This window comes from Pseudomonas hunanensis, assembly GCF_013393325.1.
GTDB lineage: Bacteria > Pseudomonadota > Gammaproteobacteria > Pseudomonadales > Pseudomonadaceae > Aquipseudomonas > Aquipseudomonas putida_P.
The window spans coordinates 52,992-63,917 of record NZ_QJRC01000098.1 but is presented as its reverse complement, the minus strand read 5'-3'; the positions used below and the strand labels follow the sequence as shown (position 1 = coordinate 63,917).

Annotated in this window: 8 protein-coding genes; all 8 read right to left on the bottom strand. The window is 64.9% G+C overall.

The genetic code is table 11. The features are described 5' to 3' along the window. Window positions 1–2: 2 nt before the first annotated feature. Window positions 3–788: an ABC transporter ATP-binding protein gene (locus DM807_RS21960; protein WP_012272973.1), complete on the bottom strand. Its 786-nt coding sequence runs from the start codon at window positions 786–788 to the stop codon at window positions 3–5. Window positions 789–799: 11 nt separating this feature from the next. Next, window positions 800–1,555, bottom strand: coding sequence for an ABC transporter permease (locus DM807_RS21955; RefSeq protein ID WP_012272972.1), 756 nt, complete (start codon window positions 1,553–1,555; stop codon window positions 800–802). A gap of 10 nt (window positions 1,556–1,565) precedes the next feature. Next, window positions 1,566–2,318, bottom strand: coding sequence for an ABC transporter permease (locus DM807_RS21950; RefSeq protein ID WP_060492925.1), 753 nt, complete (start codon window positions 2,316–2,318; stop codon window positions 1,566–1,568). 197 nt (window positions 2,319–2,515) lie between these two features. Beyond that, on the bottom strand, window positions 2,516–4,963 hold the full coding sequence (locus DM807_RS21945; RefSeq protein WP_012272970.1) for a TonB-dependent receptor plug domain-containing protein: 2,448 nt from the start codon (window positions 4,961–4,963) through the stop codon (window positions 2,516–2,518). Window positions 4,964–5,080: 117 nt separating this feature from the next. Continuing rightward, window positions 5,081–7,324, bottom strand: coding sequence for a TonB-dependent receptor (locus DM807_RS21940; RefSeq protein WP_179027921.1), 2,244 nt, complete (start codon window positions 7,322–7,324; stop codon window positions 5,081–5,083). Window positions 7,325–7,529: 205 nt separating this feature from the next. Further along, entirely contained in the window at window positions 7,530–8,588 is a 1,059-nt protein-coding gene (locus DM807_RS21935) for an ABC transporter substrate-binding protein (RefSeq protein ID WP_069942356.1), read from the bottom strand. After that, on the bottom strand, window positions 8,585–9,649 hold the full coding sequence (locus DM807_RS21930) for an ABC transporter substrate-binding protein (RefSeq protein ID WP_179027920.1): 1,065 nt from the start codon (window positions 9,647–9,649) through the stop codon (window positions 8,585–8,587). The genes DM807_RS21935 and DM807_RS21930 overlap by 4 nt, the downstream gene beginning before the upstream one ends. 19 nt (window positions 9,650–9,668) lie before the next feature. Next, the gene (locus DM807_RS21925) at window positions 9,669–10,817 is read right to left on the bottom strand and encodes an LLM class flavin-dependent oxidoreductase (RefSeq protein WP_179027919.1); all 1,149 of its coding nucleotides are present in this window, start codon (window positions 10,815–10,817) and stop codon (window positions 9,669–9,671) included. Between the last annotated feature and the right edge of the window lie 109 nt (window positions 10,818–10,926).

Here is a 10,926-nt window from a genome sequence, read left to right as displayed (position 1 = left end):
GCTCATTGCCCCACCAGTTCTCCCAGCAACCGCTGCTTGTACCCCTGCAACACCTGGCTATCGCGCTGGCGCGGGTGCGGCAGGTCGATACGCAGGTCCTCGCGAATGCGCCCTGGGTGTGCATCCATGACGATCACCCGGTCGCCCAGGTACAACGCTTCTTCGATGTCGTGGGTCACCATGATCACCGTGCAGCGCTCCTGTACCCAAATGCGCTGCAACTCCTGTTGCAAGCGCACTCGGGTCAGTGCATCCAGGGCGCCAAGCGGTTCGTCCAGCAACAGCACCTTGGGCTTGTTCACCAAGGCACGGGCAATCGCCGCGCGTTGGGCCATGCCGCCGGACAACTGGTGCGGGTAGGCCTGCTCGTAACCACTCAGGCCCACCAGGTCGATGTGCTCGGCCACCAGGCGGTTCTTCTCCAGCGCCGGTAGCGCATGGTTTTTCAAGGCCAGGGCAATGTTTTGCTGCAGGGTCATCCAAGGGAACAGGCGGTGGTCCTGGAACACGATGCCGCGCTCCAGGCCTGGCCCGCGCACGGGTTGCTGGTCCAGCAGGATCTGCCCCTGGTAGTCCTGATCGAGCCCGACAATCAGCCGCAGCAGGGTGGATTTGCCACAGCCACTGGCGCCGAGGATGCTGACGAATTCGCCAGGGCGAATGGCCAGGTCGATGCCTTCGAGCACCGGTACCGGCTTGCCTTTGAGCGGGTACGCCTTGTTCAGGCCGCGAATGGTCAGCGCGCCAGTGCTGGCGGTGGTGGGTAAAGCGTGGGCGATGGCGTTCATGGTTGGGCCTTTCAATGGTTGGTGCGCCAGCGCAGCAGGCGGCGGGTGAGCAGGGTGCACAGCCAGGACATCAGGTAGCCACTCAGGCCGATGCACAGCACGCAGACCACGATGATCTCCATGCGTGCGGTGGCTTCGGCATTCATCATCAGGCTGCCAAGGCCGGCGCCAGCGGACAGGAACAGTTCGCTGCCCACCGAAGTTACCCAGGCGAAGGCCAAGGCCTGCAGCACCCCGGCGGCAATGCCAGGCAGAGCCGCCGGCAGCAGGATCAACCACAGTTGCTGCCAACGGCTGAGCATCAGTACCTGCGCGGCTTCACGGTGCTGGGCAGTGACCTGGCGCAGGCTTTCGAAGGTGTTCAGCACCATGGGGTACAACGCCGCCAGGCTGACGATCAACAGCTTGGCGCCTTCTCCATTACCGAGCCACAAGGCAATCAGCGGGATCCAGCCCAGCATCGGTACCTGGCGCAGGGCATGGAACAGCGGCGCGATCAGGCGGTTGGCCGGTGCGGACAGGGCCATCAGTGCCCCCAGGCCGACACCGCCGACAATGCCGATGGCCAGGCCGCTGCAGGTGCGCAGCAGGCTCGCCCACAGGTTGACCAGCAATTCACCGCTGCCCAGCAGCTCGGTCAGTGCCGTGCCCACTTGGGCCAGTGGCACGAAGGCATAGGCACCAGCCGCCCCCTGGCGCGAGGCATATTCCCATGCACCGAGCAGCAACAGCGGTAACACCAGGCCACGTATGTTCTGCAGTTTCATCTCATCCTCCTCAGCGGTTTTGCCAGGCAGAAAGGCGCCGTTCCACACGGCGCAAGGTGAAATCCAGGGCAAAGCCGATCAGCCCGGTCAGTACCACGCCGACCATCACCACATCGATGCGTAGCATCTGCCGGCCCATCTCGATCATCTGCCCCAGGCCGCTGTCGGCCGCCAGCAGTTCGCAGGCCACCAGCACCACCCAGGCGCGGGTCAGGGCCACGCGAATACCGGTGACGATGGCCGGCACAGCAGCGGGCAGGGCAATCCGACCTACCAGCGTGGGCCAGCGCAAGCGGTACACCGCTGCCACTTCGAAATGACTGCGCGGGATCGCGCGGATGCCTTCGCAGGTGGCCAGTGCCACAGGGAAGAACGCAGTCTTGGCGACGATGACCACCTTGAAGGTTTCGTCGACGCCGAACAGCAGCACGAACATCGGGATCAGCGCGATGCTGGGCACCTGGCGCAAGGTATGGAACAGTGGGGCGCAGTAGGCCTCCACGGTTTTCGACAGGGCCAGCGCCGCGCCAAAGGCAAGGCCTGCCAGGGCACCACCGGTAAAGCCCAGGGCCAGCCGCGACAGGCTGCCGGCCAGGTGTTCCTGAAGCTCGCCGGTGGCCAGCAGGTCGGTGAGGCTGTGCCATACCTCCAGTGGCGGGATCAGCAGGTTGGCCGGAAACAGCCCGGCGTTGGCCACCGCCGCCCAGAGGGTGAGCAGGGCCAGGGGTGAGATGAACCAGGAAAGGGACGAGAGCACGCGCATGGCTGGCCTTGGATAAACAGAGGATACCGGGGTATCGCAAGAGCTGTGCCAGGCGGAGAAAGCCCCGGATTGCGAGGCTGAAGGTCGAGTGTGGTGCTTGAGCAGCAGCGATATGCTGCTTGAGCAGCAGTCATTCAGCAGTATCGGTGCTGGCTTCTTCGCGGGCTTGCCGGCGAAGAAGCCAGCGCGGTATCAGATCAGAAATCGTAACTCACACTGGTGTAGTAGAACGCCCCCTGCGCCCCCTCCGGGCTGGTGATGGAGTATTTCGGTACGCCATACAGCTGTGCGCCCTTGAGCTTGTCCGGGTGGCTGTCGAACAGGTTGATCGCACCCGCCGACAAGGTCAGGCCCAGGTCGAAACGGTATGACACGTCAAGGTCGGTCACCCACTGCGGGCTGAAGGTCTGGTCCAGCGTCGGGTTGGCAGCGTTGCGGTTTTTCCACTCGCCATAGCGGCGCTGGGCCACGGTGACGCTCCAACCGTCATACAGCCAGTTGGCGCTGAGGGTCAGCTTGTCCTTGGGCGTACCGTCCTCGATCAGGCCCTGGGTGTTGCGGCCGATGATCTGGTTGCCGGGGATGCCGCCCACGTCGTCCAGGCCGGTGATGCGGGTATTGTTGCGCGCGTAGCCGCCGTTTAAGTCCAACCGGCCCCAGCCGGTCAGGTCCAGTTGGTAGTGGCCGGCCAGCTCGAAGCCATCGGTGCGGGTGTCGGCGATGTTGCTGTAGAACGCCGCGCTCTGGATGTTTGCGTAGGGCGTACCGGCGAAGATCGGGCCGACCACCGAAGCCGGCAACTGGTCGGACAAGGTAATGCGGTTGTCGATGTCGATGCGGTAGGCATCGAGTGTGACCGACGCGTTTGGCAGTGGCCGCCAGACCAGGCCCACGGAGAAGTTGGTCGACTCTTCCGGCTTCAGCGCCTTGCCGCCAAGCAAGGCGGCCTCGGGGCTGTCGGCGCGCAGGGTGCGTTGCTGCACCTCGACCCAGTTGCCGCTGCCCGGCGGTTGTTCCACCACCTGCACGCTGAACGACGACAGCCCGCTTTGCACCAGTGAAGGCGCGCGGTAGCCGGTGCTGGCGCTGGCCCGCGCGGCAATCTGCGGGGTGAAGTCGTAGCGCAGCGACAACTTGCCGTTGGTGGTGTCGCCAAAGTCCGAATAGTGCTCGCTGCGCACCGCCACACCGGCCTGGAATTTCTCGGTGACCTGGGCTTCGACATCGAAGTAGGCGCCGATCACCCGGCGGTCCAGCGACACCGCATCGACCTGGGTGATGCCCGAGTAGTAGCCGGGGATACGCCGGCCGGTGACAGGGTCGATCGTGTTGAACAATGGCCCATTGGACCAGCCGGCGGCGTCGCCCTCGCTGAGGTCGTAGTTTTCCTGGCGCCAGGCCAGCCCGGCGGACACGGTCAGCGGCTTGAACAGCCAGGCGTTGGCGAAGTCGCGGGTCCAGTCCAGGGTCAGGTTGGTCTGGTCGGCTTCGCGGCGGCCGGTGTAGATGGTCGACGGGCTGGCGGTGCCCCAGCTGGGGTTGATGGCGTCGTGGTCGGTGGAGTCGACGCGGTTGTCGCCGTAGTTCAGCGCCAGGTCGAAGTTGCCCAGGGTTTCGTTTTCAAAACGCAGGCCGCCGGTGACGGCAAAGTCTTCCAGGCCGTAGCGGGTGACTGGCAGGCGGCCGTCCGGGTAGCGCGCCAGGGCTACGCTGCCGTAGTTGTTGCGCAACGTGGTCGGCGGGTCGAAGAAGTTCTCGGCGTCGGTGTTCTTGTGCGCATAGGTGGCGAAGCCATAGGCACTCAAGCCTTCGCTCAAACCCATTTCAGCGTTGGCGGTAAAGTTGTACTGGTCCGAGACATTGCCCGAGCCCCAGCGCCAGTTGCGGTAGCGGTTGTTCTGCTCGCGCGGGGTGTCGATGCTGGTGGAGCCTGGGTAGAACAGGCGGTTGTCGTCGCGGGTGTCGCTGGCCGGGTCCTGGCTGCCCGCGTCGAATGCCAGGGTCAGGAAACCGTCGTTGGGCAGGGCAAAGCCCTTCCAGCCGCTGAGTTTGCGCTGCAGACCGTCGCCTTTCTTGTAGCCACCGAAGCGGTAGCCGGCGTTGCCGCCTTCGTCGCGCTCCTTGAGCACGATGTTGATCACCCCGGCGATGGCGTCCGAACCGTATTGCGCAGCGGCGCCGTCGCGCAGGATTTCCACCCGTTCGATGGCCGACAGCGGGATCAGGCTGAGGTCCACTGCTGCCGCACCACGGGCGTTGACCAGGCCCTGGCGGGTGACGTTGGCGCTGGTATGGCGGCGCTTGCCGTTGACCAGTACCAGTACCTGGTCCGAGGCCAGGCCGCGCAGCGAGGCGCCTTGGGCAATGGAACCAGCAAAGGCGCCTTGGGGCGACTGCGGGAAACTGAACGAGGGTGACAGCGCGGTAAGCGCTGCGGACAGGTCGCTGGCGCCGGTTTCCTGAAGTTTTTCACCGCTCAGCACATCGACTGGCGCGGCGCTTTGCAGGGCGGTGACGTCGCTGCGATGGGTGCCGACCACGACCACGGTGTCGAGGCGGTCGTTGGGTTCGGCGGCGAATGCGGGCATGGCGAGGCCGGCGATGGCCAGGGCGATGGCGCTGGCCAGGGGGGTGTGGTGGGGCATGGGTAATCCTTCTATACGGCGTGATGCCTTGGGGCTGCTGCGCAGCCCATCGCGACGCGAGGCCGCTCCTACAGAGGGAGCGCGGGCTCCTTGTGGCAGCAGCCCAATGGTTTTCAATCAGAAGCGGCTGGTAACGCTGAGCCCGACGGTGCGTGGGTCGCCGTAGGTGATCACGTACTGCCCGGCAGTGCCGTTGGGCCGGCCATGCACCTGGTAGCGGCGGTCGGTGAGGTTGTTGACGAAGCCCGTCACGCTCAGCTTGTCGTCATGGCTGAACCAGCTCAGCCGCGCGTTGGCCAGGGTGTAGTGGGGCTGGCTGAGGGTTTCGTCGGCGCTGCTCTGGCGGTCGGCCAGGAAATACTCTTTGTCGCGGAAACTCACGTCGCCACCGGCCACCAGCTTGCCGCCGACCTCCAGCGGGATGGTGTAGTCGGCACCCAGCGACACCACGTTGCGTGGCGAGCGCACGAAGCTGTTGCCGCTGTAGTCGCCGGTTACCGCGCCGGTGGTGGGGTTGGTGTTCTTGAAATCGGTGTACTCGGTGTCCAGGAACGAAACCGCCGCGCGCAGGTGCAGGCGCTCGGTCGGCTGGCCCTCGACCTCCAGCTCCGCGCCCTTGACCTTGCCTTTGGCGCCGTTGGTCAATGCGGTGGTGAGTACGCCGCTGTTCACTGTCAGCAGGTTCACCTGGATGTCGGAGTAGTCGTAGTAGAAGAGGTTGGCGTTGACGGTCAGGCGACGGTCGAACCACTCCGACTTCAGCCCCAGTTCGTAGGCATCCAGTTCTTCCGGGTCGACCGTGGTCAATTGCGCCAGGCTGGTCGACAGCCCGGTGTTGAAGCCACCCGAACGGAAGCCGTGGGCGTAGCGGAAGAACACCCGCAGGTTGTCGTTGATGCGGTACTCGGGGGTCAGGTCGTAGGTCCAGGCTTCCCAGGTCTTGTCTTCCTGACGGTTGCCGTTGGTGCCTACGCCGCCCAGTGGAATCAGCGGGCCGTTGGCCGTGGCGCGGGTCAACTGCACCAGGTCCAGGTCGATGTCCTTTTTCTCCTGGGTCCAGCGCAGGCCGCCGGTCACGCTGAAGTCATCGGTGAAGTCATAGGTCAAGTTGCCGAACAGCGCGTAGCTGTCGGTGCGGTGATCGTAGCCCAGGTCGCGGAACGCGGTAGTGCCCACCTGGTTCGAGCCGGTACCGTTGGGCGTGGGGCCGGGGGTGACGATGCGCTGGGCAGAACTGTCCAGGTCTTCATGGAAGTAGTGGGCGCCCACCAACCAGTGCAGTGGGCGGTCTTCCGGCGAGGCCAGGCGCAGCTCCTGCGACCACTGGCGGTAGCTGTTGTCGGTGATGGCCGCGCCGTTGACCTCGTAGGGGGTGTAGTCGGCATCGCTGGTGGAGCGGTTGCGGATGTAGTCGTAGGCGCTGATCGAGGTCAGCGTGTAGTCGCCCAGGTACCAGTTGAAGGTCAGCGAGGCGCCGTCGTGGTCCAGGCGGTAGTCTTCGTTGACGTTCAGCGAAATGTCGCGACCCTGCGGGCGTTCGTAACCGACGTTGTAGTAGCGGCCCACCGGCAGCGAACCATTGCTGCCGTCGCCTTTGAACTGGCGGCTGTGCAGCTTGAGCAGGGCGTCCAGGTCGGGGTTGAGCTGGGCCAGGAACTGCAGGCGGATGGCCTTTTTGTTCACGTCGCCATAAGTGTTGCCGTCGAAGTCGTTGTTCTGGAAACCGTCGCGTTCTTCGGAATACAGCGCTACTCGCCCGGCCAGTTTTTCATCCACCAGCGCACCACCAATGGCACCGGTGACGATGCGCTCGCTCTTGCTGCCAAAGCCGACCGTGCCATAGCCATCGGTGTCGAACGTCGGCTTTTTCGAGATCACGTTCACTGCACCGGCAGTGGTGTTCTTGCCATACAGGGTGCCTTGCGGCCCACGCAGGATCTCGATGCGTTCCAGGTCGAACAACGGCCCGCCACCGGCGATGGGGGCGTTGAGGTACACGTCATCGGCGTAGATGCCCACTGGGTAGACCGTTGCCGCACCGGTGTCGCCGGTGCCCAGGCCACGGATGTACCAGCGCGGGCGGCCGTCGCCGTCGGGGTTCTTGGCCGAGGCGTTGGGCACGAAGGTGGTGATGTCGCCCATCGAGCGCACACCGTCGGCAGTGATGCTGGTGCCTTTGATGGCCGATACGGCGACCGGGACTTCCTGCAAGGTCTGTTCGCGATGCTGGGCGGTGACGGTGACAGTTTCCAGGGCTGGTTCGTTTTTATTGTTTTCGTCGGCGGCGATAGCTTGGCTGCCGGTGCCGGCCAACAGCAGCGCGAGGCTGATCTGGCGGGCCAGTGGATGACGTTGGTGCATGGTGAATCTCCCCGTATGTAAAGCGTTGTTGGGGAGAGCTAGAGCAGGGACTGTGCCATGTTGTTAAGTTATTGAAAAATAAAGATTTTGTTTTGAATTATTGGGCTGTGTTGCAGATTGGGCAGCAGTGGGGTGCTGGGCGAGTGCTGCTGGGGCAGCAGTGGTGGGGCTCAGATTGTCGGGGCCGCTTAGCGGCCCCAAAATCTCAAACTGCCAACCGCGACGTCGAACCGATCACACTCTCCAGCACGCGAAAATCAATCCACTCCCGCACATCGAAGCGCCGGGGTATGAACCCCCACCTGAACAGAAACTCGGTAAAGTCCTGCAACGCCCCGATCGAGCGGCTGTCCAGCGTTGTGCGCAAGCGCCGATGCGCATCGTCGCCATAGGCCGCCGCCACCCAGTACTCGCTGGTGTTCAGCTCACGCGCCAGAAAGCGCCGGGTCTCCTCCGGGTTGGCCCAGGCCCATTGCTCGGTGCGCAGCACCGTGTCGACCAGCGTGCGGCTGGCATCGAAGTGGTTCTCCAGCAAGTGCCGGTCCACGGTCAGTGTACGCGGGGTGCCGTTGTTGCTGCGGATCAGCGGGTCGGGGTGGCTGCCGGTATCCACCACCACGCGCAGCCCAAACTCATGGGCCAGGTGCACGGCATGCGCGCCCTTGAGGAAGATGGCGTCGATATCGCCCCGTAGCAGGCCGATCAGCTCGTTGTTGCGGCGGCTGAAGCGGCTGGTGTCAAGGCTCACTTCGGCGCCATACAGGTGCTGCTTGGCGTCGTCGCTGTAGGTGCCACCGTAGGGGTAGTCGACCAATTCGACATCGGCCACGGCCAGGCCTTCGAGCTTCAGGGCGTTTTCCAGCCCGCGCAGGGCCTGGGCACGGGTGAAATCGATCTGCACGTTGGCCCACTTGGGTATGCCGAAGCGACGGTTTTTCAGGTCGCGGATGCTGCGTACGCCGCTTTCTTCGGTGGTGAGGATCAGCTGCACCTCATCACTCCACGACAGCCCCAGCACGCGGGTATCGACGCCGCTGGCATAGGCCCAGATCGCCGGGATGTTGCCGCCGTGGCGCACCGAGTTCTGCAGGTGGTGGTCGTAATGGGCCTCGCGCACCTCGCGTTCGCTGGATTCGCGCAGCGACTGGATGTTGGTGCCGAACGGCGCAAAGGCCTCAGCCAGGCGCCCCGACTGCACGGCAATGCCGAGGCCGGTGGGCACCGGGCTGTGGGTGTACCAGAGGGTTTCCAGGGGCTTGGTCATGGGGTAACGGGTTTCCTTTCCATGGAGGTGGGGGCCAGCAGCTGGTCCAGTGGTTGCTGGGCGATCCAGTCGCGCACCTCGAAGCGCGCCGGGATGAAGCGCCAGCGTTCGAGGAACTCGACAAAGTCCTGCAAGGCGGTAATGGCCTGATCGTCCAGGCGGGTGCTCAGGCGCAGGTGGGCGTCAGTGCCGTAGGCCACTTGCACCCAGTACTCGCTGCTGTTGGTTTCCCGCGCCAGGTAGCGGCGGGTTTCATCCGGGTGCTGATGGGCCCAGCGCTCGGCGCGCAGCACCGAGCCAAGAAGCGTGTGCACCACCTGCGGGTGCTGCGCCAGCAGGTGGCTGTCCACCGCCAGGGTGCGCGGTGTGCCATTGTTGCTGCGGATCAGCGGGTCGGGGTGGCTGCCGGTGTCGATCACCGTGCGCAGGGCAAAGGCGTGGGCCAGTTGCACGGCGCTGGCACCTTTGAGGAAGATCGCGTCCACCTCGCCGCGCAGCAGGCCGGCCAGTTCCAGGTTACGGCCTTCGCTCTGGGTGCTGGATACCGGAGTGCCGGCCACGTTGCGCACTGGTCGGTCGCTGAAGGTGCCGTCGTAGCGGTAGTTGACCAACGCTACATCGCCCACTTGCAGCCCTTCGAGTTTCAAGGCGTTTTCCAGGCCGCGCAGGACCTGGGCACGGGTGAAGTCGATTTGCGCCGCAGCCCAGTCGGGCAGGCCGAAGCGCCTGCCCTTGAGGTCTTTGACGGTGTGGATGCCGCTGTCTGGTCGGGTCAGGATCAACTGCGCCTCATCGGCCCACGACAGGCCGATCACGCGGGTATCGCGGCCCTGGGCGCGGGCCCAGATGGCCGGGATGCTGCCGCCATGACGTACCGAGTTCAGCAGGCTGTGGTCAAAGTGCGATTCACGCACGGCCTGCTGCTCGGCTTCGCGCAGCGACTGCACCTGGGTGCCAAGGCTGGCCAGGTCCTCCTGCAGCCAGCCTTGCTGCACGGCAATGCCAAGGCCCGTGGGCACCGGACAACGGGTGTACCACAAGGTATCGAGGGGTTGGCTCATGTTCGGGCTCCGGTCGGGGTCAGGCGCTGGCCTGCAAAAGGGTAGGGGTGGCCTGTTGCACCAGCGGCAGCACTTCCTGGCCGATGCGCAGGGCTTCTTCCAGGTGCGGGTTGGCGGCGAGGATGAAGGTGCTGAAACCGGCATCGCGGTATTCGGCCAGGCGCTCGGCGATGTTCTGGTGGCTGCCCACCAGGCCCACGGTTGGGCCAGGCTTGGCCTTGGCGAAGCCGGCCCACAGGTTGCGTGCCAGGATTAGTTCGTCGAAGCCCTGCAAGCCCTGGTGATACGCGGCCTGGCGCGCGCCGCCGACCGAGTCGGAGCCGGTGATGAAGTTTTTCGCCGTGCTGCTGGCCTTGCCTTCCAGGCGCTCGAACTGCTGGCGCAGCTCGCGCCAGGCCTGCTCTTCGGTTTCGCGGGCGAACAGGTCGACGCGCAGGCCGAAGCGCACCGTGCGACCCTGTTTGTCGGCCAGCTCGCGTACCCGATCGATATGCGGCTTGAGCTTGTCGATCGGTTCAGCCCAGTTCAGGTACACGTCGGCATGGCGCGCGGCCACGTTCAACGCGGCATCGGAAAAGCCGGAGAAGTACACGCCTGGTTTGCGTTCGTGTTGCAGGCCTGGCGGCAGGCTGCCGTTTTCCAGGCGGTAGATGTCGCCATCGTAGGAGAACGAGTCTTGCGTCCACAGGCCTTGGATCACGTCGAGAAATTCGCCCGTGCGCTTGTAGCGCAGGTCGTGTTCGAGGAAGTCGCCATTGGCGCGTTGGCTGGCCGGGTTGCCACCGGTGATGATGTTCCAGTCCAGCCGCCCTCCGCTGAGGTTTTGCAGAATGGCCGCCTGCTGGGCGGCATAGGCGGGCAGGGTCCAGGTGGCCTGAAAGGCGATCAAAAAGCGGATACGGCGGGTTTCGCGGGCCAGCGCGGCGGCGGCAATCCACGGCTCCGGGCCGGTGGGCAGCAGCGCACCCTCGAAGCCGGCCAGCTCGGCGGCCTTGGCCACCTGGGCGATGTAGTCGATGTAGGTAAAGCCGTCGGCCTGGCCATCGGGCAGGCGACCGGGGGCGATGTTGCCGGCGCGGTGCCGGGGGTTGCCGCGGTTGTGGCGGTCGGTGGACAACTGCGGGCCGTCGGTGCCCAAGGGCAGGCGCCAGAAGAATTCGGTGGTCATGGGGGCTCCTGAAGGGGGAGAGTGTACGGATGGAGAGGGTGGTGCAACGGCTGTGCCATGCGTGGCGCATGGCCTGTGGGGCGGGGGGTTGAGGCGCTAGCGGGGAGAG

Excerpts from the sequence above, each read along its gene's own strand:
- DM807_RS21950 (WP_060492925.1), bottom strand. The coding sequence starts at position 2,318 with ATGCGCGTGCTCTCGTCCCTTTCCTGGTTCATCTCACCCCTGGCCCTG.
- DM807_RS21925 (WP_179027919.1), bottom strand. The coding sequence starts at position 10,817 with ATGACCACCGAATTCTTCTGGCGCCTGCCCTTGGGCACCGACGGCCCG.
- DM807_RS21940 (WP_179027921.1), bottom strand. The coding sequence starts at position 7,324 with ATGCACCAACGTCATCCACTGGCCCGCCAGATCAGCCTCGCGCTGCTG.
- DM807_RS21945 (WP_012272970.1), bottom strand. The coding sequence starts at position 4,963 with ATGCCCCACCACACCCCCCTGGCCAGCGCCATCGCCCTGGCCATCGCC.
- DM807_RS21960 (WP_012272973.1), bottom strand. The coding sequence starts at position 788 with ATGAACGCCATCGCCCACGCTTTACCCACCACCGCCAGCACTGGCGCG.
- DM807_RS21930 (WP_179027920.1), bottom strand. The coding sequence starts at position 9,649 with ATGAGCCAACCCCTCGATACCTTGTGGTACACCCGTTGTCCGGTGCCC.
- DM807_RS21955 (WP_012272972.1), bottom strand. The coding sequence starts at position 1,555 with ATGAAACTGCAGAACATACGTGGCCTGGTGTTACCGCTGTTGCTGCTC.
- DM807_RS21935 (WP_069942356.1), bottom strand. The coding sequence starts at position 8,588 with ATGACCAAGCCCCTGGAAACCCTCTGGTACACCCACAGCCCGGTGCCC.